Annotated in this window: 22 protein-coding genes; 13 read left to right on the forward strand and 9 right to left on the reverse strand. The window is 68.5% G+C overall.

What is annotated here, in order from left to right:
• Positions 1-5: 5 nt before the first annotated feature.
• The 9 genes from D577_RS0109785 to D577_RS0109825 all read left to right on the forward strand — a co-directional run bounded on the left by D577_RS0109785 (position 6) and on the right by D577_RS0109825 (position 10477).
• A complete protein-coding gene (locus tag D577_RS0109785; protein ID WP_244263444.1) occupies positions 6-569 on the forward strand; it encodes a hypothetical protein in 564 nt (187 codons plus the stop codon).
• Positions 570-661: 92 nt separating this feature from the next.
• Positions 662-2665 (forward strand): TonB-dependent siderophore receptor, encoded by a 2004-nt coding sequence (locus D577_RS0109790; protein WP_018947302.1) that lies wholly within the window; start codon positions 662-664, stop codon positions 2663-2665.
• 14 nt (positions 2666-2679) lie between these two features.
• Positions 2680-3063, forward strand: coding sequence for a response regulator (locus tag D577_RS0109795; protein ID WP_018947303.1), 384 nt, complete (start codon positions 2680-2682; stop codon positions 3061-3063).
• Complete coding sequence (locus D577_RS0109800; protein ID WP_018947304.1) at positions 3060-4208, forward strand: FIST N-terminal domain-containing protein; 1149 nt, start codon at positions 3060-3062, stop codon at positions 4206-4208. The genes D577_RS0109795 and D577_RS0109800 overlap by 4 nt, the downstream gene beginning before the upstream one ends.
• On the forward strand, positions 4198-6390 hold the full coding sequence (locus D577_RS0109805; protein ID WP_018947305.1) for a response regulator: 2193 nt from the start codon (positions 4198-4200) through the stop codon (positions 6388-6390). Before D577_RS0109800 ends, D577_RS0109805 begins: the two co-directional genes overlap by 11 nt.
• Entirely contained in the window at positions 6387-7805 is a 1419-nt protein-coding gene (locus D577_RS0109810; protein WP_018947306.1) for a diguanylate cyclase, read from the forward strand. Before D577_RS0109805 ends, D577_RS0109810 begins: the two co-directional genes overlap by 4 nt.
• 132 nt (positions 7806-7937) lie before the next feature.
• On the forward strand, positions 7938-8309 hold the full coding sequence (locus tag D577_RS0109815; protein WP_018947307.1) for a DUF5362 family protein: 372 nt from the start codon (positions 7938-7940) through the stop codon (positions 8307-8309).
• A 96-nt stretch (positions 8310-8405) separates the two neighbouring features.
• Positions 8406-8972, forward strand: coding sequence for a hypothetical protein (locus tag D577_RS0109820; protein ID WP_018947308.1), 567 nt, complete (start codon positions 8406-8408; stop codon positions 8970-8972).
• 65 nt (positions 8973-9037) lie between these two features.
• A complete protein-coding gene (locus D577_RS0109825; RefSeq protein ID WP_018947309.1) occupies positions 9038-10477 on the forward strand; it encodes a DUF945 family protein in 1440 nt (479 codons plus the stop codon).
• Positions 10478-10480: 3 nt separating this feature from the next.
• On the opposite strand, the gene D577_RS0109830 is transcribed toward D577_RS0109825, so the two are convergent.
• Positions 10481-11449, reverse strand: a complete 969-nt coding sequence (locus D577_RS0109830) for a sigma-54-dependent Fis family transcriptional regulator (protein WP_018947310.1) — start codon at positions 11447-11449, stop codon at positions 10481-10483.
• Between the two features lie 332 nt (positions 11450-11781).
• Between D577_RS0109830 and D577_RS0109835 the strand changes: the two genes are divergently transcribed.
• The 4 genes from D577_RS0109835 (at position 11782) to D577_RS0109850 (ending at position 16657) form a co-directional block, all read left to right on the forward strand.
• A complete protein-coding gene (locus D577_RS0109835) occupies positions 11782-13767 on the forward strand; it encodes a TonB-dependent copper receptor (protein WP_018947311.1) in 1986 nt (661 codons plus the stop codon).
• An 18-nt stretch (positions 13768-13785) separates the two neighbouring features.
• On the forward strand, positions 13786-14334 hold the full coding sequence (locus D577_RS0109840) for a copper chaperone PCu(A)C (RefSeq protein ID WP_018947312.1): 549 nt from the start codon (positions 13786-13788) through the stop codon (positions 14332-14334).
• Positions 14335-14410: 76 nt separating this feature from the next.
• Positions 14411-14953 (forward strand): FHA domain-containing protein, encoded by a 543-nt coding sequence (locus D577_RS0109845; RefSeq protein ID WP_018868827.1) that lies wholly within the window; start codon positions 14411-14413, stop codon positions 14951-14953.
• Positions 14954-14956: 3 nt separating this feature from the next.
• Positions 14957-16657 carry a serine/threonine-protein kinase gene (locus tag D577_RS0109850; protein ID WP_018947313.1) on the forward strand — a complete coding sequence of 567 codons (1701 nt, stop codon included), beginning with the start codon at positions 14957-14959 and terminating at the stop codon, positions 16655-16657.
• Between the two features lie 19 nt (positions 16658-16676).
• Here D577_RS0109850 and D577_RS0109855 read toward each other — a convergent pair whose 3' ends face one another.
• The 8 genes from D577_RS0109855 to D577_RS0109890 all read right to left on the reverse strand — a co-directional run bounded on the left by D577_RS0109855 (position 16677) and on the right by D577_RS0109890 (position 23125).
• Positions 16677-17720: a LysM peptidoglycan-binding domain-containing protein gene (locus D577_RS0109855; protein WP_018947314.1), complete on the reverse strand. Its 1044-nt coding sequence runs from the start codon at positions 17718-17720 to the stop codon at positions 16677-16679.
• Positions 17721-17783: 63 nt separating this feature from the next.
• Positions 17784-18626 carry a PP2C family serine/threonine-protein phosphatase gene (locus D577_RS0109860; protein WP_018947315.1) on the reverse strand — a complete coding sequence of 281 codons (843 nt, stop codon included), beginning with the start codon at positions 18624-18626 and terminating at the stop codon, positions 17784-17786.
• A 146-nt stretch (positions 18627-18772) separates the two neighbouring features.
• Positions 18773-19333, reverse strand: coding sequence for a rhodanese-like domain-containing protein (locus D577_RS0109865; protein ID WP_018947316.1), 561 nt, complete (start codon positions 19331-19333; stop codon positions 18773-18775).
• A 99-nt stretch (positions 19334-19432) separates the two neighbouring features.
• Positions 19433-20383: a PDC sensor domain-containing protein gene (locus D577_RS0109870; RefSeq protein WP_018868822.1), complete on the reverse strand. Its 951-nt coding sequence runs from the start codon at positions 20381-20383 to the stop codon at positions 19433-19435.
• Between the two features lie 115 nt (positions 20384-20498).
• Positions 20499-20720 (reverse strand): hypothetical protein, encoded by a 222-nt coding sequence (locus tag D577_RS0109875; RefSeq protein WP_018947317.1) that lies wholly within the window; start codon positions 20718-20720, stop codon positions 20499-20501.
• A gap of 61 nt (positions 20721-20781) precedes the next feature.
• Positions 20782-21786: a hydrogenase expression/formation protein HypE gene (hypE, locus tag D577_RS0109880; RefSeq protein WP_018947318.1), complete on the reverse strand. Its 1005-nt coding sequence runs from the start codon at positions 21784-21786 to the stop codon at positions 20782-20784.
• The gene (gene hypD, locus D577_RS0109885) at positions 21783-22871 is read right to left on the reverse strand and encodes a hydrogenase formation protein HypD (protein WP_018947319.1); all 1089 of its coding nucleotides are present in this window, start codon (positions 22869-22871) and stop codon (positions 21783-21785) included. The genes hypE and hypD overlap by 4 nt, the downstream gene beginning before the upstream one ends.
• Positions 22868-23125, reverse strand: coding sequence for a HypC/HybG/HupF family hydrogenase formation chaperone (locus D577_RS0109890; protein WP_018947320.1), 258 nt, complete (start codon positions 23123-23125; stop codon positions 22868-22870). The genes hypD and D577_RS0109890 overlap by 4 nt, the downstream gene beginning before the upstream one ends.
• Between the last annotated feature and the right edge of the window lie 3 nt (positions 23126-23128).

Here is a 23128-nt window from a genome sequence, read left to right on the forward strand (position 1 = left end):
GTCACGTGGCAGCAAGAGACGCGCGCAGAAGGCGCCTGACACTGACGGCCGCCGCCTGTTGCTGCGGCGTGATACTGGCACTCGGATATCCGGCCCTTGCTGTCGCCGATCCCGAACGGGACCTGCGCGTGGCCACCCGGGCCCTGAGCTTCCTGGACCATCGACCCAGCGGGGACATGCCCGTAGCCGTGGTTTACGCCGCCGGCGATTCCGCTTCCGAGGATCATGCCCGTCGCATGGCCGATGCGATGGGTGACGGCGGCCCGCAGGGACGGATCCGTCTCGTGCCGACTCTGATGGCAGCCGACGACCTGGGGGCCCTGGACCGCCAGGAAGCCGTCCTGATCGCTGACGGCCTCGCTGACGATCAGGCCGCCGAGGTCTTTTCCGCTGCGAGCCGGCGCGGCCTGATCACCATCGCTTCGGACATGGCATGCGTGGATGAGGGCCATTGCGTGATGGCGGTGGCCAGCGAGCCGCGGGTCCAGATCGTCGTCAGCCGCGATGCCGCCCGGGCAAGCGATGTGGGCTTTGCGTCTTCCTTCCGCATGATGATCACCGAACGATGATGGCCGCCGCTATGAATCTTGATTCTCTCCCTTCCGGTTTTGATTTTCGCGTTCGCCCGCTCGCCGTTGGCGTTGCCCTGCTGTCTGCGGGAATGGTCCCCGCGCCGGCGCTGGCCCAGGCCATCGACTACGGTGCGCTGGAAGATCTGTTCCAGGAGCCGGTGACCACCAGCGCGACCGGCTCCCCTCAGCGCAGCACCGAGGTGCCGGCGGACATGGAGATCATCTCCGCCGAAGATATCCGCCGTTCCGGCGCGACCGATATCCCGGAACTGCTGCGCCAGGTCCAGGGGGTGGATGTCTGGCGGCACAGCTTCGCCTCGGTGGACGCCACGGTGCGCGGCTACAACCGTCCGTATTCCCAGCGCCTGCTGGTGCTGATCAACGGCCGCCAGGTCTACAAGGACTACTGCGGCTACACCAGCTGGGGCGCGCTGCCGGTCAATCTGTCCGAGATTCGGCAGATCGAGGTGGTGAAAGGTCCCAACGCGGCACTGTTCGGCTTCAATGCAGTGGGCGGCGTGGTCAACATCATCACCTACAGCCCGCTTTATGACGATCACAACAACGTGACCGTGCGCGCCGGCAATCACGGGTATCAGGAGGTTTCCCTCACCCACACGGCCCAATTCGGGGACGTCGGCGGGGCCCGGATCTCGCTGGGTGGTTACGGCGCCGACGAGTTCGACACCGATGCGCACCCGGTGGATGAACCTTTCCGGCTGGATCGCTCGCGGCGCCGGCATGCCGCCGTCGATACCCTCTTCCAGGTCAGTGACCGGACGCAGGTGGGCATCGAGGCGACCACCGTGCGTTCGGACCAGACGAACCTGCTGCCGTTCTACGGCCTGACCCAGGCCAAGTACGACAACCAGTCGCTGCGGGTGAACCTGGGAGCCGACACCGACTTCGGCCTGATCGAGGCGACGGCCTACCAGAACGTCACTCACGTGGACATGAACAATGCGTTCATCGGCGACACCCAGATCGACAACCGCATCACCGTTGCACGCGTCCAGAACCTCATCAAGCCTGCCAGCGATCATACTTTTCGCATGACCGGCGAGTTTCGCCGCAACGTCCTCTACAGCCTGCCGTTCGAAGGCGGCAAGGTGAGCTACGACGTCTGGGCTGCGGGCGGCATGTGGGACTGGCAGATGACCCCGCGTCTGACCCTGAACAACGCCGTGCGCTACGACCGCCTGAGTTCGGGGCGCAGTGGCAGGCTGCCCGATACCTGGCTGTACGAGCAGGATGACTATGACGTTACGCTCAACGAGGTCAGCTGGAACAGCGGTCTGGTCTTCCGTGCCACGGACAACGACACCTTCCGTCTGCTGGCGGGCAGCGGGGTCCAGCTGCCGTCGATGATCGAGGGGAGCTTCATGTTTCTGCTCGATCCCAATGATTACGGCATCACCCAGATGGGCAACCTCGCCGGGGGTGCCGGCAGCCCCGAGGTGGAGCCCACCCGTGTCACCAACGTGGCGCTGACCTGGGATCGGGAAATCCCGCAATGGGATGCCAGCCTCAAGACCTCGGTCTTTCACACCCGCAACAAGGACCTCAAGAGCGTCCCGGGGATTTACCCCGACACAATGGTCGATCAGGTCCCCTACGTGATGTTCACCAACGTGGGTGATTCCTCCGCCAGCGGCTTCGAGGTCGGTCTGAGCCGGACCACGCGCAACTGGATCATGGAGGGCAGCTACGCCTACCTGCGCGTCAGCGATGACCTCGACGATTCCGTCTACGGTCCCGACGGGAGCCCGGTCAAGGCCATCGACTACGAGGACAGCAGCTCGCGGCACAAGATCAACGCCCGTCTGGGCTACGCGACCGGCCCGTGGGAGTTTGATCTCTACGGCAACTACGTGAGTGGATACTCCCTGCTGGAAAGCGGTGGAAGCCCGTTCGAGATGCGTGAAGTGGATGTCCCGAGCTACACCCTTTTCAGCGGGCGGATCGGGTACCAGTTCACCGACAACGCCTCGCTGGCGCTGTCGGCACAGGGGTTCAACACCTCCAGCCACCGGGAAAGCGCCGCGCCCGAAGTCGAGCGCCGCGTGCAGATGACCCTGTCGGTCGATTACTGAGAGCGAGAGCAGCCATGGGCAACCGGATCCTTCTGGTCGAAGACAACGAGATGAACCGCGACATGCTGTCGCGGCGCCTGACCCGCAAGGGCTTCGAGGTGACCACTGCCGAGGATGGTGCGACGGGGGTGCAGCTGGCGCGGGACGAACGCCCCGATCTGATCCTGATGGACATGAGCCTGCCGGTGATGGATGGCTGGGAAGCCAGCCGGACGCTCAAGGGGGAGGCGGATACGGCCGTCATCCCGATCATCGCCCTCACGGCGCATGCGATGACGGGTGATCGCGAGAAGGCCCTCGAGGCGGGATGCGATGACTTCGACACCAAACCGGTGGAGATGCCGCGGTTGCTGGAAAAGATCCATGCATACCTGGATGGCGCCGGAGCCTCCGCATGAGCACGGGTGTCGGGCCGGACGTCCGCCAGGCCTCCAGCCACGCCGACGACCCGCACGAAGCGATTGCCGAGGTGGCCGCCGGACTCGATGCCGCCGACGCCTCGGTGGTCTTTCTCTTCTGTTCCGCGCGCCATGACCGCAATGCCCTGGGCCGGGCCATCGCCCGGGCGTTCGCTGGCCGCCCGGTGGTGGGCTGCACCACGGCCGGCGAGCTGAGCGGCGCCACGGGCTATGTGGCCGGCAGCGTGACCGGGGCTTCGATCCGCTCGCCGCGTCTGCGGGTGGCCACCCGCCTGATCGGGCCGCTGGACGGGTTTGACGCGACCTGGTCCACCGAAACCGTTCAGACGCTGGTGGACGAGGTGGCCACGGACGGCCTTGACCCGGAACGCCAGTTCGCACTGCTGCTGATCGACGGCCTGTCCATGCAGGAGGAGGCCGTGGCCGCCACGCTGCATGGCAGTCTTCACGGAGTGGGGCTGTTCGGCGGTTCGGCGGGTGACGAAATGCGCTTCGAGGGTACCGCGGTGTATCACGACGGGGCGTTCCACGAGGGCGCGGCGGTCGTTGCGATGTTCGATTCCGGCCATCCGTTCCATCTGTTCCGGTTTCAGCATTTCGAGCCCACCGACATCCGCATGGTTACGACCGCCGCCGATCCGGCGTCACGCACGGTCCACGAAATCGACGGCATGCCGGCGGCCGAGGCCTACGCGCGTGCGGTGGGGGTGGATCCCGCCGAGCTGGACGGCCATGTGTTCGCGCGCCACCCGGTGATGCTGCGGGTCGGCGGGGAATGGTATGTGCGCTCCATTCAGCAGGCTCTTCCCGATGGCAGTCTCACCTTCTACTGCGCGATCGACGATGGTCTGGTGCTGGCGCTCGGGAGGGGAGTGGATCTGGCCCGGAGCATCCGCGAGAGCTTCGACCGCCTCCGTGAAACCCACGGCGAACCCGGCTTCCTGCTGGCCTGCGACTGCATCTTCCGGCGCATGGAACTGACCGACCTTGATGCCCTGGAGGCCGGTTCCGCGAGCCTTCGCGGCCTGCCGTTGATCGGATTCAATACCTACGGCGAGCAGTTCCGCGGACTGCATGTCAATCAGACCCTGACCGGGGTGATGCTGGGGACCGATGAACGCTGAAGACGACAACCGCATCCGGGAGCTGGAAGCGGAGCTCGAGCGCAAGGACCGCATCATCGCCGCGCTGATGCGCCGGGTGGAACGGGCGGTGGACGATGCGGGCGACAGCTTCTCGCTGTTCGAGCGCAACGCCGCGCTGGAATCCACCGCCCGCGAGCGCATGGTGCAGCTGGAACAGGCCAATCATCGCCTGACGGATTCGGAGGAACGGCTGCGCCGGGTCTTCGACAACGTCCAGGAGATCCTCTTCGAGACCGACGGGGAGCGCCGGATCGTGATGCTTAACCCGGCCTGGGAGCGCATTACGGGGATTCCCGCCGCCCGCTGTCTGGGCCGCGACTGGATCGAGATCCTGCATTCCGAGGACCGCGACAAGGGGCTGGCCCGCTGCGCGCCGTTCATGGAAGGCAGCACCGCGGACTGCGCCGAGACCCTGCGCATCACCTGTGAGGACGGCAGCGTGCGCTGGATGGACGTGCGCATGGCGCGGTCGACCGACCGCGACGGGAACACGGTGGGGACCATCGGCACCATGGCCGACGTGACCCGTCAGCATGAAGCGGTGGAGCAGATCCGCCAGGCGCGGGAGGCCGCCGAGGCCGCCAATCAGGCCAAGAGCGCCTTCCTGGCCAACATGAGTCACGAGCTGCGGACTCCGCTGAACGCGATCATCGGCTACGGGGAGATCCTCAGCGAGGAGGCCGGGGATCTGGGTGCCGGCGAACTCAGCGATGATGCGGACAAGATCATCAGCGCCGGTCGCCATCTGCTGTCCCTGATCAACGACATCCTCGATATCTCCAAGATCGAGGCGGGCCGAATGGACCTTTACCTGGAGGACTTCAGCCTGGCCCCGGAGATCGAGCAGGTGCTGTCCACCGTGCGCCCCCTGGTCGAGTCCCGTGGCAACGAGCTGAGGCTTGAGAACGGGACGCGACACGAAACCATTCATGCGGACCTGACCAAGCTGCGGCAGATCCTGTTCAACCTGCTGTCGAACGCCGCCAAGTTCACCGACCACGGCGAGATCCGCCTGACCGTGCGGGATGGCGAGGACGACGCGCTGGAATTCGAAATCCGGGATACCGGGATCGGCATTACCGAGGAACAGCTCGCGCGCCTGTTCCAGCCGTTCACCCAGGCCGATGCGTCCACCACGCGCAAGTACGGCGGTACGGGCCTCGGACTCTCCCTCAGCCGGCATTTCGCCCGGATGATGGGCGGTGACATCGAGGTCAGCAGCGAACCCGGTGAGGGCTCGACCTTCGTGGTGCGCCTGCCGCTGCAGGGTGAGGTACCCGGCGCCGGCCGGGATGCCTCCGGCTCCGCCGCGGTGGCACCACCGTCCGGGCGAAGCTGCCGCCCCGGGCATGTACTGGTGATCGACGACGATGCCAGCGTGCGCGACCTGATCCGGCGCAGCCTGGCCACGGAAGGCTACGAGGTGACGCTGGCCACCGGGGGCGAGGAAGGGCTGCGCCTGGCCCGCGAGCAGCGCCCGGACCTGATCACCCTGGACGTGATGATGCCCGCCATGGACGGCTGGGCGGTGATGACCGCGCTGAAAAACGACCCCGACACCCGCGACATCCCGGTCATCATGCTGAGCATGCTGCGCGACCGGGATATGGGGTTCATGCTGGGGGCGGCCGACTATGTCACCAAGCCCGTAGAACGGCATTACCTGCTCGAGGCCGTCGGTCGGCAGATGCCCCCGCCCTGCGCCTGGGGCGCAACCCCGGAGACCTGCGAACGATCGCCGGGCTGCGGCTGTACCTGCACGGTCCTGGTGGTCGAGGACGATGCCGAGACCCGCGAAATGATCCGTCGCCAGCTCGACTGCGAGGGCAGCCGGGTGATCGAGGCCGAGGACGGCCAGGCGGGGCTGCGCCGTCTCGAGGAACGGGACGGCCGGGTCGATCTCATTCTGCTCGACCTGATGCTCCCGGGCATGGATGGTTTCGCCTTTCTCGACCAGCTGCAGCGTCACGAGCGCTGGGGGGGGATTCCGGTGCTGGTGCTTACTGCCCGGGATCTTTCCGCCGCGGAACGCGGCCGGCTGCTGGAGCGGGTGGAGGACATCTTCCAGAAGGGGGCTGTCAGCCGTGAGGACCTGCTGGCGGCCATCCATTCCCACGTCGACCGCCATGCCTCCGCCAGCAACACGGATCACGGGCAATGAACGTGGCGAACACCAATATCCGTCATGACCTGCGCACGCCGGTGAACCACATCATCGGTTACGCCGAGATGGTCCAGGAAGACCTGGAGGATGCCGGCATCGATGGTGGTTCGGGGCAGCAGTTGAGCGCCCTGGTGCAGAAGGCCCACGAGCTCCTCGAGCAGGTCAATCGCATTCGCACTCCGGAGGAAGGCGGGCCGCCGCTGGAAGACCAGTTTGCCGAATGGACCGACGTGCTGTCCGATCTGACCCGGCTGCATTCCGATGTCCGCGCCGCAGTTCCGGAGGCCGGGGCCGGGAGCCTGCACGGAGATCTCGACAAGATCGGAGACGCCATCAACCATCTGGCCGATATGGTGCGTGCCGGCAGTCGTACGCGTCTTGCCGATCCCGATCCCGGCCCCGAGGCCTCCGGGCCCGGCGATGCCACGGGCGCTTCATCCGACGCCCCGCCCGGGGAAGCGCCGGAAGACGCGCCGCGGATCCTGGTGGTCGACGACAATCGTTCCAACCTCGAGATTCTCGCCCGGCGTCTGGAGCGCGAGGGGTATCGCGTGTCGGCGGTGACCAGCGGCTTCCACGCCCTGGCCCGGCTGGGTGATGAAACCTTCGACCTGATCCTGCTGGACGTGGTCATGCCGGACATGGATGGCCAGGAGGTGCTGGACCGGGTGCGCCGCAAGTACGGCCCGACCGAATTGCCAGTGATCATGGTCACCGGACTGTACAACAGCGACAGCATCGTCCAGGCCCTCAATGCCGGGGCCAATGACTACGTCACCAAACCGGTGGACTTCCCCGTGGCCCTGGCGCGCATCCGCACGCATCTCCAGCTGGGCGAGCTGGCGCGTGATCTGGCCGCGGCCAACGAGCGGCTGTTCCGGTATTCCTACATGGACGGTCTGACCGCGATCCCCAATCGGCGGCATTTCGACGAACACTATGCCCGCGAGTGGGATCGTGCCCGGCGGGAGTCGCTGCCCATTGCCGTGGTCCTGATGGACATCGACTACTTCAAGCCCTTCAACGACTACTACGGCCACGAGGCCGGCGACCGGGTCCTCAAGGAAGTGGGGCGCGCCCTGGACGCGACCCCGCGGCGCAGTTCCGATCTGGTCGCCCGCTACGGCGGCGAGGAATTCGTGGCGGTGCTCCCGGGTGCGGAACAGAGCGATGCCCGCGACTTCGCCGAGCGCCTGCGGGCGTCGGTGGAGGCCCTGGAGCTGGAACACAGCCAGTCCGGTGCTGCCGCGCATGTGACGCTGAGCGTGGGCGTCGCCGGGGAGCGGCCGGTCACGGGCGGTGACGAGGCGGACGACCGGCGCCGTCAGCTGCTCCTGCGCGCGGACGAGGCCCTGTACGAGGCGAAAGAAGGCGGGCGGAACCAGGTCCGCTGTGCGCCCGATCCGGCATAGGGGGGCAGGCGGGCCCCGGCTTGTGTCCCCCTGCAAACATGCAGGTAAGTTCGCGCGGTCCGGCTGCTACACTTCGGGAAGGCGTCGGCGGCTGCGGGCGACCTGCCACCGAGGGAGAGAAAAAGGGGAATCATGAACGAGACAACCAGTACGACCGGCGTGCGCGAACTCATCGAGCCGGTTTATCGCGGCAAGTTCTGGATGCAGCTGATCGGGGTCATGCTGATCCTGTCCGGGGTGCTCACGGCCCTGTCGATCATCGGCATCATCGTGGCCTGGATCCCGATCTGGGCCGGCGTGGTGCTGATGCAGGCAGCCGGCAGCTTCACCCGGGCCTACGAGCGCGATGACGAGCTGGAGGCGAAGAATGCCATGGGCCGGCTGCGAACCCACTTCACCATCATGGGCGTGCTCCTGCTGGTCTACATCCTGCTGATGGTGCTGGGTGTCCTGTTCGGCATCGGCGCGGGGATGATGGGCATGAGCGAGCTTCAGGGCATGTAATCCGGGCAGTCGGGCCGCCGGCCGCGGCCCATTGCCTTTTGCGGCCCGTCGTCATAGCTTCTCCGGTATGTCCATCGTCCAGACCGGAGGTTCGTGATGACCCGCTCGCCAGCCGTGCTGTTCGCCGTTTCGCTTGTGCTTCCCGTTCCCGCGCTGGCCGGGCCGGATGCCGGCGAAGCGGAAGCCGATGCCTTCACGCGTGCCTACGCGGATTCCTGTCTGAGCGGAGTGAGCGATCTGGAGGCACTGCGGGCCGAACAGGACGAGGACGATCTGCTGCGTCCGGAGGTGGCCGCGCCGTTTCTGGGCGGGCAGGAAGGCGACGCCTGGCGTCTGGAGTCAGAGGCCGGGCGTTTCGTGCTGGCCCTTCCCGACGGTGACACGTTCTGTGCGGTGCACGCGCGTCGCGCCGATGTCGAGCATGCGCACGAGGCGTTCGTGCGTCTGATCTCGGAGGCCCCGGACCCGATCGAAGCCCGCGAGGTTAGCGATGACACCCGCGAGGTGCCGGGGCGCGGCCCGACGCGAACCGTATCCTGGGAATGGGCGGTGCCCGAAGCCCCTCTCAAGCAGCTGTTCACCCTGACCCTGGCCCCGGCCGACGATGACGGCCGGGGCCAGCTGATGGGGTCGGCGGCCCTGGTGACCACCGACGACGACTGATTCGCTCCGGGGCCGTTGCTCACCCCGGGGCACACTGGCAACACCCACCAAAGAAGGGAGTCATTATGGCAAGTGGACTGGCGAAGGCCGGCGTGGCCGTCGGTGTCGTGGTACTGGGCGGAGCGGCCTGGGCGGGCGGTGACCGTCTGGTTCAGGCGCAGGCGCAGGACAGCCTGCAGGAGGCGCTCGACCGCTTCGAGGCGGATGCCGCGGCGGTGGACGAGTTCGACGTGATCCGGCTCGCTTATGACCGGGATGCGGGGACGGTCGATTATCGCTTCCGCTATCGCCCGGAGTCCGACAACCCGCTGCACGAGCCGCTGGCGGAGCTTCAGGGCACGCCGGAGCCGAGCGTGAGTGCCAGTGGTCGCATGGAGGTCGAGGATTACGGCCTCGCCCGCTGGGTCAGCGGCCAGCCGTTCCGCGCGGCCGGCACGCTGCCGTGGGCCGAAGCCGTGGCGGCCGACCTGCCCGCACTGGAGCAGGATCACTGGGCCACGCTGGAGTTCGCCCATCGCCCCGGGGGCGACACCGGCATCCACCTGCAGGGCACCGGTTATGACGGCGATCTGCTGATGGCCGGGCAGCATCGCATTGGCGAGCTGTCCTGGGACGCCTGGGAGGCCTCCGCGCAGATCGCGGGCGAGGCCGGTCTGCAGGCGCTGCACGCCGAGCTGCCCCGGGCCTGGATCGGCGTGCCGGGCGAGGTGGATCTGCGGATCGACGGCCTGCGCATGCGCGGCGACAACCTGGTCATCGTCGACTCGCTGCTGGTGGAGGGCGATTCCGAACTCGCGCTGGACGGGATCGAGGGTGAGTTCGACGACGAGTCTTTCCGCATGCGCGACCTGCGTCTGGCGGGGGTGACCCGCGAGACCGACGGTCGTTCGCGCAGTGACCTGAGTCTGGAGCTGGGCGAGACCCGGGCGGAAGGCCTGACCGGTCTGCAGCAGTTCCACGCCGAGCTGCATCTGGACCTCGATGCCGCCTCCGTCCGCGAGGCCGGGCGTCTGGGCCGCGAAGTCGAAGCCGGCCTGCATGCGCTGGAGGATGTGGACGCCCTGTATCAGCAGTGGCTGATGGATACCGCCTCGCACGGCGCCGCCCTGGAGCTGCGGGAACTGCGGGTGGTGGACGCCCGGGGCGATGCCCTGGACGGCAGCCTGACGCTGCGGGCCGGCGAGATCCCGCCAGCCGCCTGGCAGGGCCCGGGATTGCTGGAGTATCTGTCGGGTTCGTTGCAGGCGGGCGTGGACCGGGGGCTCATCCGTACCTCGGTGCGCGAGGACATGGCCCTGCGTGAGCCGCATCGGCCGGCGGCGGAGGTGGAGCGCGAGGCCGAGGAGATCGTGGCCATGCTGATGCAGGGCGCGCGCGAGTTCCCGCTGTTCACGGTGGAGGATGACCGGGTCCGGCTGGACGTCGAGGTCGCCGAGGGCATGATCGTGGTCGATGGCGAGCCGATGATGGCGGTCACCGACCTGATGATGCTGCTGCAGGGATAGCGATCAGGCGATCTGGTATTTCTTCATCCGGTAGAGCAGGGTGTCGCGGGTCAGCCCCAGCAGGCGGGCGGCCCGCGACCGGTTGCCCGCGGTCTGTTCCAGGGCCTGGCGGATCAGGTCCATCTCCAGGCGCTCCAGGCTGAGCCCTCCCGGCGGGATCACGAACGGCCCGCCGGCCTGGTCGTGCGGGGTCTGCAGCCAGGCATCGGGCAGATCGCCCGGGTTGATCTCGGCACCGCTCATGAAGATTACGCAGCGCTCGACCAGGTTCTTCAGCTCGCGCACGTTGCCGGGCCAGGGCCACTGGCCGAGCCAGCGCAGCAGTGCGGGCGTGAACCGCGGCGGTTCCACGCCGTGGTGTTCCGCCAGTGTGACGCGAAAGTGTTCGGCCAGGCGGCGCACGTCTCCCTGGCGGCTGCGCAGTGGCGGCATCTCCAGCGGCACCACCTGCAGGCGATAGTACAGGTCGGCGCGGAAACGCCCGTCGGCCACGCGCTGCTGCAGATCCTGGTGGGTCGCGGCGATCACGCGAACGTCGATCTGTTCCGCCTCGGCCGCGCCCAGCGGCTGGCATTCCCCGTTTTCCAGAAAGCGCAGCAGCTTGGCCTGGGCCCCGGCCGGGAGTTCGGCGATCTCGTCGAGCAGCAGCGTGCCGCCATGTGCCTGGCGCACCAGCCCCGGTTGATGGTCGTTCGCGCCGGTGAAGGCCCCGCGGCGGTGGCCGAACAGTTCGGATTCGACCAGCTCTTCGGGCAGGGCCGCGCAGTTCACCGTGATCAGCGGTCCGTCCGGGCGCCGACTGCGGGCATGGATGTGGCGCGCCAGGTGTTCCTTGCCGGTTCCGCTCTCGCCCAGCACCAGTACCGTGGCATCGGTGGCCGCTACCATGCTGGCCTGACGCAGCACGGCCTGCAGCTCGGGCGAGCTCCCAACGAAATGTTCGGCGGTATTTTCGGCTGATTCGACCAACATCTCCTCCCGGCCGCCAGGCGCTTGCGGCATGACTGCATAGCCTGCCCCAGAGTCCGTGCCCGGGCAAGGGACTCCGTACGCGTCCGGTTCGCAACTGCGGCGTTTCACCCCTCCGCTGTGGCAAATCCCGCACCGGTCCCGGGGGCTGCCGTGTGTGCGTGGCGGTTCCGGCCACCTCCGGTGGTGCTCCCAATGGTGCTTCGGGCGCCGCAGTCCGCCATTCCGGTTTCCCGATCCTTGTTGGTGCCCGTACCTGGCCCCTACCTGGCCCGGTGCTTGCTGGCGAGTCGGTCGCACGACACCAATGACAAGAACAAGGACGGAGAGAAATCATGAAGCATTTGCATGGATTCCGGTGCCGCTGGATCCCCCTGGCGATCGCCGGTGCCGCGGCCGCGCCCGTGGCGGCCGCAGGGCCTTCTGCGCCGCAGGCCGGGGATCCGGCGCGGCTGGCCCCGGTGGTGGTAACGGTTCCCGCCATGGAGGGGCCCGGGCGGGTCAGTACCGATCCGCGCCAGCCCCGGCTTCCGTTGCCGGCGCATGATGGCGGGGCGTATCTGGCCTCCATCCCCGGATTCGTGACCAGCCGCAAGGGCGGTACCAGCGGCGATCCGGCCCTGCGAGGCCTGGGAGGCTCGCGACTGTCGCTGCTGCTGGACGACGATCCGGTGCTGGGCGGCTGCGGCGGGCGCATGGACCCGCCCACCGCGTATGCCTACCCGCAGGCCTTTGACCGCATCGAAGTGAGCAAGGGTCCGCAGAGCGTGCGGCATGGTGCCGTGTCGGGCGGTACGGTCCGTTTCGAGCGGGACGCGCCGGTGTTCACGGAGGCCGGGGAGGTCACCGGATTCGCGGGCCTGACCGTCGGGCGTTTCGATCGCACCGACCTGGTGGCGGACGTGGCGACCGGGTCCTCAGCGGGCTATCTGCGTGCCATCGGCACCTTCTCGGATCAGGACGATTACCGCGACGGCGATGGCAACGAGGTCCACTCGCGGTATTCCCGCTGGAGTGGCACCGGGATCGCCGGCTGGCGCCCTGACGAGCAGACCCTCATTGAGTTCACGTATGACCGTTCCGACGCCGAGGCCGCTTACGACGACCGTGGCATGGACGGCGTGCGCTTCGACCGCACCGGCTACAGCCTTGCGCTTACCCGCGATGATCTCGCGCCCTGGTTCGAGACCCTGGAGGCGCGGGTCTTCCGCAACGAGATCGACCATGTGATGGACAACTACACCCTGCGGGAGCCTCCGGGCATGCCCATGGTCAGCTACCCCGAACGCATCACCGAAGGGGCGCGGGTGGCCGGGGATTTCCGGCTGCCGCGGGACATGGCCCTGCACGCCGGGTTCGATTACAGCCGCAACCGCCACAGCGGGAACCGCCTGATGGGGCCGGACGCCTTCGGGTGGCGCGATGTCGCCCGCGAGGATACCGCGCGATTCCGCGACGCAGGGGTGTTCGGCGAACTCGAGATCCCGCTGGATGCGCGGCGCCGCGTGGTGAGCGGCCTGCGGGTTGACCGGACCCGGGCCGAGGCGCAGCGCGACGGCTTTGGTGGCGCCAGCGACGGCGACCGCGAGCGCGCGACCGCCACCAGCGGTTTCCTGCGCTATGAACAGGAGCAGGCGCAGCGGCCGCTGGCCTGGCACGTCGGTGTCGGGCGTTCGGAGCGTGCGGCGGATTTCTGGGAGCGCCGGCGGGTGTTCGATCTGGATACCGAGGTCCTGACCCAGCTGGATGCGGGCATTGCCTGGAGCGGGCCGCGCCTGCGTGCCTCGCTGTCCGGTTTCTACGGCGAGTTCGATGACTACATCCTGGTGGCGCAGCCCGGGGATCGCACGCGCAACGTGGGCGCCCGGACCTGGGGCTTCGAAGCGGACGGCGCCTGGGAGATGACGTCGGCGTGGACCTTGAACGCGAGTGCCGCCTGGGTGCGTTCGGAGAACACCACGGACGACGTGCCCCTGGCGCAGACCCCGCCGGCGGAGGCGACGCTGGGCGCGGAGTATGCGTCCGGGATGCATTTCGGCGGGTTGCAGGTGCGCGGCGTGATGCGTCAGGACCGCATCCACGAGGATCACGGTACGATCTACAGCCTGGACACCGGAGAGACCTCGGGCTTTGCCACCGTCGCGCTGTACGGCGGGGTGGAGCTGTTCGGGAACTCGCAGCTGACCGTGGGCGTGGACAACCTGTTCGATCGCACCTACAGCGAGCATATCCAGCGCGGCAGTGCCGAACTGGGAGCGGCCACCCGGCCGGTCAACGAACCCGGGCGGACCGTCTGGGCCCAGTGGAACGTGGAATTCTGAGAGAGGGAGACATAAGCAATGACCAACATCTCGCAATATCAACGCCCCGGGCGGCTGGCCCTGGCCGGTGCCGTATTCCTGGCACTGGCTGCCACCGGCGTGACGGCCGGAGAACATGCGCATGGCGCGGACGAGACTTTCGCCTGCGACTGTCCGGCGGGCCTGGAAATCGTGTCCGAGCCCTGGGTGCGCATGATGCCGCCGGGCATGGGCTCGACCGCGGCGTATCTGACCCTTGCCAACCATACCGACGAGGACGTCGAGCTGGTCCGGGGCGAATCGCCGGTCGCCGGGGTCACCGAGCTGCACGACCACGTGCAGGATGACGCGGGCGTGATGCGCATGCGCGAGGTCGAGGCCATCACCATCCCGGCCGGCGGGAAGACCGCGCTGGAGCCGGGTGGCCTGCACGTGATGCTGATCGATCTGCATGAACCGCTGGAGCGGGATCAGCGTGTGTCGGTCACCCTGGAGACGGCCGCGGGCGAAACCGCGCGCTTCGAGGCCACGGTACGCGATGGTGGCGGGTCGCGCCATGGCCACGGGTCCGGTCACCACGGGCACTGAGGATTGATCCAGATCGTTGTGACCCTCCCGGGGGTGCGGGCATACTCCATCCCGTATGTCCATTCACGGGGGGAGCATGAACGAGCATTCCGAGGGAAGGGGCGAGGGCCGCGACCGTAACGGCCCGCAGGGCACCATGCTGTTCCAGCGTGGCGAACTGCCCGAGGCCCCGCCGGAGCCCGCCGGCACCGAGGTCGAGGAGAGTGACCTGCCGGTGCTGGTGGGGGTCGCCGAGCCGTTCAAGCAGCAACGCCTGCTCATGCGCCCCGGCCGCCATTCGCTGGGGCGTCAGTCCGACAACGACATCGTCCTGCAGGAGCCGAGCGTGTCCTCCCAGCACGCCTGGGTCATCAACGAGGACGGCGAATGCCGGGTGATGAACCTGCTCTCCACCAATGGCACCTGGGTCAACGGCGAGCGGGTGCACGAGGCCACGCTCAGGGAGGGCGACCGCGTGCGCTTCGGCGGGGCCGAATTCGTGTTTCATCACCGGGATCATGCCGGGGCCGGTCTGCCCCTGGCCGGCCGCCGTCCGCGCTGGCGGGCCTGGCTGGCGGGCGGTGCTGCGGTGCTGGTGGTGGCGGTGCTGGTACGGATCGGGCTGGAGGTCCTGGCCTGATCCATGCGCCGCTTCGGCCGGTATGAAGTGGGCGAGGAGCTGGGCCGCGGCGCGATGGCGACGGTCCATCAGGGGTATGACCCGCAGATCCGTCGGACCCTGGCCATCAAGATCCTGCATGACGACTACGCCTGCGATCCGGAATACCGCCAGCGCTTCCTGACCGAGGCCCGTGCCGCGGGTACGCTGACCCACCCGGGTATTGTCACGGTCTTCGACGTGGGCGAAGCCGAGGGCCGGCCGTTCATCGCCATGGAGCTGGTGGAGGGGCAGACGCTGGATGCCTACGCCGAACAGTTCCGGCCATTGCTGCTGCGCAATTTTCTCAAGGTGGCGCAGCAGCTGGCCGAGGCGCTGGACTATGCTCACCGCCATGGCGTGATCCACCGGGACATCAAGCCGGAAAACATCCTCGTCACCAGTGCCACGGTCAACATCAAGGTGATGGATTTCGGCATTGCCGAGACCCTGTTCGATCCCGAATGGCGCGCCGAGGACCACACCGCGTCGGCCGGTACTCCCCATTACATGGCCCCCGAGCTGATCCGCGGCGGTGATGCCGACGGTCGCAGCGATCTGTGGTCGATGGGCGTAGTGCTGTACGAACTGCTCACCGGGCATCGGCCGTTTCTGGATGGCGAGGCCGGTCGGGTCCTGGAGCGGGTCCTGGAAGAGCCGGTGCCGGAACCACGGCCGATCATCCGCGACTGCCCGGAAGACCTGGTCGCGGTGGTGCGCCGGCTGCTGGAACGCGACCCGTCCCGGCGTTATCAGTCGGCCGCCGAGCTGCTGGTGGATCTGCAGCGCATCGAGGACGAGCGCGCCGAACGCGAACGCGCCGGTGCCGGGCGCCGCATCGTGCCCCTGCGCCTGCGCTGGACCGCCGTGATGGGGGCTCTGGTCGCGGTCACGCTGGCGGTGGGTGCCTTCCTGGTGCAGCAGAAACAGAACGAGGTGATGACCGACCTCGCTTTCGATTACGGTTCCACGCTCGCGGGCACCATCGCGGTGGAGAGCGCCGAGGACCTGCTGCTGGAGGATTCCATCGCGATGCAGGCGCGCCTGCGCGACATGCAGGCCAATCGCGAGATCGAACTGCTGTCCGTCAGCGACCGGCACGGACGTATCGTCGCCAGCTCCGACCCGGACGCGCTGGGCGAGCCGCGCAACGAGCCGCCGGCCGAGGATCTTCTGCTCTCGCGCGAGGGGCGCACGGTATGGTCCACCGCCGGTCCGGACGGCAACGAGGTGTTCCTGTTCGAGGCGCCGGTGCGGTTCCAGGATTTCGAACTGGGACATCTGCAGGTGGCGCTCAGTACCTCTTCGCTGCAGGAAGCGGGGCGCACCACCATGATGGCGCTGCTCATGCTGACGGTGGTGACCGTGCTGGCGGTGCTGCTGGGCGTCTATGTCTTTGCCCGGCGCCTGCAGGTGCCGATGGAAACCCTGCGCGGCGCGCTGGACCAGATCGCTCAGGGGCGGCTGGATACCCGTATCCGGGTGCGGCGGCGGGACGACTTCGAACGCGTATTCTCCGCCTACAACGCCATGGCGGATTCGCTGGAAGCGCGGGTCAAGCGGGCGGCTGCGGACCCGGCGCCGTCGGGGCACAAGGACGATGCCTCCGCCACGCGGACCATGCCAGTGGCTCCACCGGAACGGCCGCCCGGCGCGGACCCGGGCGGCGACGAACGCAGCGGATAGTCCGCCGCGGTCCGGCCGGTTACTCCATGTTCTCCAGGCGCCGCTGCAGCTCGCGGGCGCGCAGGCGATAGCCTTCCGCCGCGTCGAAGTCGGGATCGAGCTCGAGCGCGGCATCCCACAGCTCAATGGCCCGCTCGAGTTCCTGGTTGCGGTAGTGGACGATCGCGGCGGAGTGCAGGGTCTCCGCTTCCGCGCGCCGCAGACGCGCCAGTTCGGTTCGTGCCGGTTCGCGCCCGGGTTCCGCCTCGAGTGCGCGTTCCAGCCAGTCCCTGGCCGCGTCCGCGTCGTCGCGGTCTCGCGCATCCAGGCCGCGCTGTTCGTAATGAGCCGCCATGGCCTCCTGTTCCAGCGGGTCGAGCCAGTCGTCCCAGGCCTCATCGGGGGCGGCCTCACGGGCGGCCCGTGCGGTCTCGTAGGCCGCTTCGTGACGCCCGGCGTCGAGGTCGGCGCGGATGGTCATGCGGTAGGACTCCCCATGTTCGCGGGAGCCGTCTTCCGCGCCCGCACCCAGGGCCTGCAGCTGCTCGTCGAGATCGGGGGTGACACCAGGCTCGCCGGCGTCCTGGGGGTCGGCGGGCGGGGGAACCCGCAGCTGCTGACCGACGGTCAGGTGTTCCGGCCGCCGGATGTCGTTGAGCCGAGCCAGGATCACGAACTGCGTGGCGTCGCCGGTGTAGCGCCTGGCGATCAGACCCAGGGTCTCGCCCGCTTCCACGGTATGCCGGGTCTCGCCGTCGGCGAGCAGCGTTTCCGGGTCCTCCGTGAGCTGACGCTGCAGCGAGCGCGCGGTGGGGTCCTCGGGGCGGGATTCCCGGAACCGCTCCAGCATGGTCTCCGCCCGGTCCCATTCGCCCGCCTGCAGCCGGCTCAGGATAGCAGCAAGGGTCGGCGGTGAGGCATGTTTTTCGTCCGACCGGGCTGCTTCCCGCGGTTCATCCGTCGCTTGCGGGTCCTGGGTCGGTTCCGGGTCTGCGTCCGGTTCCTGTTCCAGCATTGCACAGCCGCCCGTCAGGGACAGCAGGGACAACAGCAACAGCGAGCGGACGAAACGGGAGGGGGCCATCGGACGATCCATTATGTGAACTGCTTCACTGTTTATACAGTATACGGGTTCCGTGATTTCCGTTCATCCGCCGCCGACCGGCCAGAACAGGATCGCCAGCACCGCCAGCAGGATGATCCCGCCCAGCAGCGTCGATGGCACCAGCGACCCGCCCCGGTGGCGCAGGCGATCGAAGCCCCGGGGGGCGCCGCTGCGCCAGGCGGCCACGGCGATGTTGTCGCCGCGTGGGCCCCCGCGCCTGGCGGCTACCCGCACCGCCTCGTCGAGCCCGCCGGACAGGTCATCGGACACCAGCAGGCCCGCCATCTCCGCCGGCTCGATCTGTTCCCAGAAGCCGTCGGTGCACAGCAGGAACGCGGAGTCCGGATGGCGTTTCGCGTGTCCGTGGTCCAGCCGCAGGCCTCCGGGCATGCCCAGCGCCGCGAGCAGGTGGTTCTGATCCGGGTGGGTGGCCATTTCCTGTTCGCGGATCATCCCGGCCTCGAACAGCTCCTGCACCCGCGAGTGGTCGCGGGTGCGTTCGATCAGGCGCGTGCCACGGAAATGCAGCAGGCGGCTGTCGCCGCAGTGCACCCACCACGCACCGGACTCATCCACGAACAGCACCACCAGGGTAGTCCCGGGCGGGGCGGTGTCGTCGGTGATTTCCGCGCGCAGGGCGTCGTGGGCCGCGCGGGCAACGGTTTCCAGCCAGCGGGCCGGACGCGTGGGCATGCCGTTGCACTGCTCCCAGTGCGCCTCGATGGTGGCGATGGCGGTATGCGAGGCCCAGGCCCCGGCCGCGTGGCCGCCCATGCCGTCGGCGACGGCCAGCAGTGCGCGGCGACCGTCGTCGGAGACCCGGACGGTGACGGCATCCTGCTGTTCGGGGCGCGCCCCGATGTCGCTGGCGGAGGCGGTTTCCATGTCGAGTCCGGCGGGAGGGATGAAGACCCTGCCATGATGCCGGTTTCGGGGATTGCGGGACACCCCCGGGCGGGAGAGTACGAAACGGGTGAAACGGCCCCGGTGGCATCCGGGGCCGCGGAGGATCCGGACGGATCCGGGTGGGGTCAGTCGCTGCGGTGGATCTTGTCGGCGTTCATCTCGCGGCTCCACGGCAGGCCGGAGTTCTGCCAGCCGTTCTTCAGGCGGAAGCCGGCGCGTTCGCCTTCGCTGATGGCGTCGCCCTGGAAGCCGTTGACCACGTAACGGGCGTTGGGAAAGCCGTTCTCGCGCAGGAATGCCGCGCTGGGCTCTCCGCGTTCGCTGCCGGAGCGGCACATGGTGATGATCGTGGTGTCACGGTCCAGGCCGCGCTCGTCCAGCGCCGCGTCGATCTGGTCGACGAAGTCGGGGTTACGCGAGGGGTTGAAGCGGTTCTTCTCGTCATCCCAGTCGTGGCGGTCCACCAGCAGGAAGGGGATGTTGAGATCGACCTCGTCGGTGAAGCCCACGAACATGATCTCGACCGGGTCGCGGACATCGATGAACAGGATGTCATCGCCGTCTTCCTGCACCAGGTTGTAGGTCGCCTGCGGCGAGATCCCGAATTCGTGGACGTCGTCGGCCACGGCGGTGGCGGGCAGGGCGAGGGCCAGGCCCAGAGTCAGGGCGGCGAGGGTACGCTGCATGCTTCTCTCCAGTGTTTATTAGGGAATACTAATATACATGCAGCGCCGTGACCCCGGGAAAATGACCCGGCCCCCGAGGGGGTATGAGGCCGGGGCGGATCAGCCGGTCGCCCCCAGCCAGAATTCTATGGAACGCCCGAGGAATTCCTCGGAGGTCATGTAGTGCGAGCCGTCGCAGGAGAAGGTCAGGCTGACCATGCCGTTGAACAGGTTGAGCGACGCGGAACGCAGATACACGGTGTCGTCGGCGAAACGCAGGGTCCGCAGGCCGTCCAGCACCCGGCCGATGTCCCGTTGCGGGATCAGTGCCTCCTCCGGGTAGGGCTCGTGGGGGAAGGCCAGACAGACATCCGGATCGGCCAGCGACTCGTGGGTCAGGATGCGGTAGCGGTACGGATCCTCGGTGGTCCACAGGGTCGCGCGCGAGCTGGAGAAGTGGAACACGCCCTGGAACACGCCGCGCTCCGTGAACAGCTCCTCCAGGATGGCCAGCGCGGTGTCCATGTTGCGGTCCATCAGGCTTTCGGTGCGGCTCTGCTGGAACAGCGTGCCGCGGATCGACGGGTCGCCCTTGATCTGACGCCACTCGCTGGATTCCTCGTACAGGTCTTCCGACAGGTCCGGCAGGTTGCGCAGGTCGAAGTCCGCGCCGAGGAAACCCAGGGCCCGGCCGTTGTCGTCGCGGACGAGCTGCAGGGCGGTCAGCGACGGGCGCCGCCCCAGCAGGCTGATATAGGCCTCGGACAGCAGGAAACCGTCGGCCGGCACTGCCTCCTTCATGTATGGCCGCTGCGAGCGGTCGCGGCCGAAGTGCTCGGGCAGCACGCCGCTGCGGGAGATGTTGTCGGACAGCTGGATCCCGCGGGTGTTGAGCGCGTACATGAATGTGGCCTCGGGGATCCGCCGGATCCCGTCCTCCAGGATCGAGTCCAGTTCCTCGCGCCGGGGCCAGGCCGGCACCAGGCGCGCCGCGATCCCGCTCAGTGGCTCATGCAGCCGCTCTTCCAGGTACTCCCGCTGGTGCTCGATGGCCTGTTTCAGTTCGTTCATGGTGCGTTTCCGATTCCTTTTGGTGCGCGCGCATTATCCCCGAACCGGGTTTTCACAGTCGTGACCGGCTCTCCCGAGCATGCACCGGTTTTGTCAGCAGGATTCGTGCCCGCTGTCAGCTCCGCGGGTCTTTCCGCCGGCGCGACCGCCGCCACAGCCAGGCGCCCCCGATTACGGCGGCCAGCAGCAGGACCGCGGCCGCGGGCCAGAGATGCTCCGGCGAGCTCAGATAATGCAGCAGGGAAGAATGGCCGTCGCCGTGCCCATGTCCGGGGTGCGCGAGCGCCGGGCTGGCGGCCAGGGCCAGGGGGACGAGAGTGAGGCGACTGAGGCTCATGATCGGTCTCCTGTTGCTGCGTAAACGGGCCGGACAACGATAGCGCGTGCGGCAGCGGGTTTCAGCAGATGCGCGGGAGCTGCTCCCCGGCCGGAAGGACCAGCCGGCGCTCCACGCCGGTCGGCAGACGCCGGATCACCGCCGGATCGCCGGCAACGGCCCGGCCGATGGCGACTGCGTCCCGGGTCACCGGAACGGACTGCAGGACCGCCAGCGCCTGCTCGGCATGGACCGCCGGGACGGCCGCGAGGAACCGCCCCTCGCAGGCCGAGTGCAGCGGGTCCAGCCCGAGGATCTCGCAGGCCCCGCGCACGTCTTCGCGTACGGGGATGGCCGCATCGTCCAGCACCAGGCGGCAGCCGGAGGCCTCGGCCAGCTCCTGCAGTGCGGCAACGGCGCCGCCACGGGTCGGGTCGCGCAGTGCATGTACCGCCACCCCGGCATCCAGCAGGGCCGCCACGGCTGCAGCGACCGCCGCGCTGTCGCTGGGCACGGGCGGCTCGAGGCCGAGGTCCTCGCGTGCGGCAAGGATGGCCACGCCATGGCGCCCGAGGTCGCCGCTGGCCAGCAGCACGTCGCCCGGCCGGATCGCGGTCGGTTTGATGCCAACCCCGTCCGGGACCACGCCTGCGCCGCTCGTGTTGATGTAGACCCCGTCACCATGCCCGGCCTCGACCACCTTGGTGTCGCCGGCCACCACCTGCACACCACATTCTTCGGCGGCCGCGCTTACGGAGGCGAGGACGCGGCGCAGGTCCTCCAGCGGGAGCCCCTCCTCGAGGATCAGCCCCAGCGTCAGCCACAGCGGTCGCGCCCCCGCCATCGCCAGGTCGTTGACCGTGCCGTGTACCGCGAGGCGGCCGATGTCGCCGCCGGGAAAGAACAGCGGCCGCACCACGAAGCTGTCGGTGGTCATGGCCAGGCGCCCGCCCGGCGCGTCGAGCACGGCCGCATCGGGGGCGCCGCAGGCGCGGGCGCCGAGGGCCGGCAGGATCACCTCGTCCAGCAGCCCGGCCTGCAGCCGGCCCCCGCCGCCATGTGCCAGCCGCACGACCTCGGTGGTCATGTCTCGCCCCGGTAGTGGAGGTAGGCCGCACAGGCCCCCTCGGAGGAGACCATCGGCGCCCCCAGGGGGTGATCCGGGGTGCATTCGCGGCCGAAGGCCGGACAGTCGGTGGGTCGGCTCAGCCCGCGCAGCACCTGGCCGGCGATACAGGGACCGTCTCCTCCGGATTCGGTCCCGGCCAGGTCAAAGCGCTTCAGGGCATCGAAGCGCGCGTATTCCGGACGCAGGCCCAGGCCGCTGGCGGGCAGGCGGCCCATCCCGCGCCACTCGCGTTCCACCGGCTCGAACACGCGGGTGACCGCATCGCGCGCGGCGGCGTTGCCGTCATCGCGGGCGGCCCGGTCGTAGCGGTTCTCCACCCGCGCTTCGCCGCGTTCCAGCTGCTCCACGCAGGCCCGAATCCCGGCCAGCAGGTCCACCGGCTCGAAGCCCGTCACCACGATGGGAATCCGGAAGCGTTCGGCGATCGTCCGGTAGACGTCTGCACCTTCCACCGTGCAGACGTGTCCGGCGGCCAGAAAGCCCTGGATGCGACTGTCCGGGTCGGTCAGCAGGGCCTCCATCGCCGGCGGCACCAGTGAGTGCGAGACCAGCAGCGACAGGTTGGTCAGGCCCAGGGCCTCGGCCTGCAGCACCGCGATGGCGGCGGCCGGGGCGGTGGTCTCGAAGCCCACCGCCAGCAGCACCACCTCGCGCTTCGGGTGTTCCCGCGCCAGTGCGACAGCATCCAGCGGCGAGTAGATCACGCGCACGTCGCCCCCGGCCGCGCGCGCGGCGTTCAGGTCGCCCAGCGCGCCCGGTACGCGCAGCATGTCGCCGAAGGTGCACAGCATCACCTCCGGGCGGCGGGTCAGCAGTACCGCCTGATCAAGGGTCTCGGCCGGGGTCACGCAGACCGGGCAGCCGGGCCCGTGGAGCAGCTCGACCGAGTCGGCCAGCAATTCATCCAGCCCGTGGCGCAGGATCGCGTGGGTCTGGCCGCCGCAGACCTCCATCAGCGTCCAGCGCCGGGTGCAGGCCGCGCGGATCGCCTCGACCTGCTGCAGGATCAGCGCCGGGTCGCGGTATTCGTCGAGGTGCTTCACGGAGCCTCCGGAGCGGACGGATCGTGCCCGGGGATTTCGCGCAGCGCCGCCAGGGTGCGTTCGGCGGCCGCCTCGTCGAGGGTGGCGATCGCGATGCCGGCATGCACCAGCACGTAGTCGCCCGGCCCGGCCTCCGGCGTGCAGGCCAGAGAGACCGTTCGGGTGACGCCGCCGAACGCGACGCGCGCCTGGCGGAACAGCGGATCGTCCGCCTCCTCCACGTGGTCGATGCGGCCGGGGATGGCCAGGCACATGGT

Source organism: Thioalkalivibrio sp. AKL17 (genome assembly GCF_000377885.1).
Lineage (GTDB): Bacteria > Pseudomonadota > Gammaproteobacteria > Ectothiorhodospirales > Ectothiorhodospiraceae > Thioalkalivibrio > Thioalkalivibrio halophilus.

Excerpts from the sequence above, each read along its gene's own strand:
- D577_RS0109790 (WP_018947302.1), top strand. The coding sequence starts at position 662 with ATGGTCCCCGCGCCGGCGCTGGCCCAGGCCATCGACTACGGTGCGCTG.
- D577_RS0109795 (WP_018947303.1), top strand. The coding sequence starts at position 2,680 with ATGGGCAACCGGATCCTTCTGGTCGAAGACAACGAGATGAACCGCGAC.
- D577_RS0109800 (WP_018947304.1), top strand. The coding sequence starts at position 3,060 with ATGAGCACGGGTGTCGGGCCGGACGTCCGCCAGGCCTCCAGCCACGCC.
- D577_RS0109805 (WP_018947305.1), top strand. The coding sequence starts at position 4,198 with ATGAACGCTGAAGACGACAACCGCATCCGGGAGCTGGAAGCGGAGCTC.
- D577_RS0109810 (WP_018947306.1), top strand. The coding sequence starts at position 6,387 with ATGAACGTGGCGAACACCAATATCCGTCATGACCTGCGCACGCCGGTG.
- D577_RS0109815 (WP_018947307.1), top strand. The coding sequence starts at position 7,938 with ATGAACGAGACAACCAGTACGACCGGCGTGCGCGAACTCATCGAGCCG.
- D577_RS0109820 (WP_018947308.1), top strand. The coding sequence starts at position 8,406 with ATGACCCGCTCGCCAGCCGTGCTGTTCGCCGTTTCGCTTGTGCTTCCC.
- D577_RS0109825 (WP_018947309.1), top strand. The coding sequence starts at position 9,038 with ATGGCAAGTGGACTGGCGAAGGCCGGCGTGGCCGTCGGTGTCGTGGTA.
- D577_RS0109830 (WP_018947310.1), bottom strand. The coding sequence starts at position 11,449 with ATGTTGGTCGAATCAGCCGAAAATACCGCCGAACATTTCGTTGGGAGC.
- D577_RS0109835 (WP_018947311.1), top strand. The coding sequence starts at position 11,782 with ATGAAGCATTTGCATGGATTCCGGTGCCGCTGGATCCCCCTGGCGATC.
- D577_RS0109840 (WP_018947312.1), top strand. The coding sequence starts at position 13,786 with ATGACCAACATCTCGCAATATCAACGCCCCGGGCGGCTGGCCCTGGCC.
- D577_RS0109845 (WP_018868827.1), top strand. The coding sequence starts at position 14,411 with ATGAACGAGCATTCCGAGGGAAGGGGCGAGGGCCGCGACCGTAACGGC.
- D577_RS0109850 (WP_018947313.1), top strand. The coding sequence starts at position 14,957 with ATGCGCCGCTTCGGCCGGTATGAAGTGGGCGAGGAGCTGGGCCGCGGC.
- D577_RS0109855 (WP_018947314.1), bottom strand. The coding sequence starts at position 17,720 with ATGGCCCCCTCCCGTTTCGTCCGCTCGCTGTTGCTGTTGTCCCTGCTG.
- D577_RS0109860 (WP_018947315.1), bottom strand. The coding sequence starts at position 18,626 with ATGGAAACCGCCTCCGCCAGCGACATCGGGGCGCGCCCCGAACAGCAG.
- D577_RS0109865 (WP_018947316.1), bottom strand. The coding sequence starts at position 19,333 with ATGCAGCGTACCCTCGCCGCCCTGACTCTGGGCCTGGCCCTCGCCCTG.
- D577_RS0109870 (WP_018868822.1), bottom strand. The coding sequence starts at position 20,383 with ATGAACGAACTGAAACAGGCCATCGAGCACCAGCGGGAGTACCTGGAA.
- D577_RS0109875 (WP_018947317.1), bottom strand. The coding sequence starts at position 20,720 with ATGAGCCTCAGTCGCCTCACTCTCGTCCCCCTGGCCCTGGCCGCCAGC.
- hypE (WP_018947318.1), bottom strand. The coding sequence starts at position 21,786 with ATGACCACCGAGGTCGTGCGGCTGGCACATGGCGGCGGGGGCCGGCTG.
- D577_RS0109890 (WP_018947320.1), bottom strand. The coding sequence starts at position 23,125 with ATGTGCCTGGCCATCCCCGGCCGCATCGACCACGTGGAGGAGGCGGAC.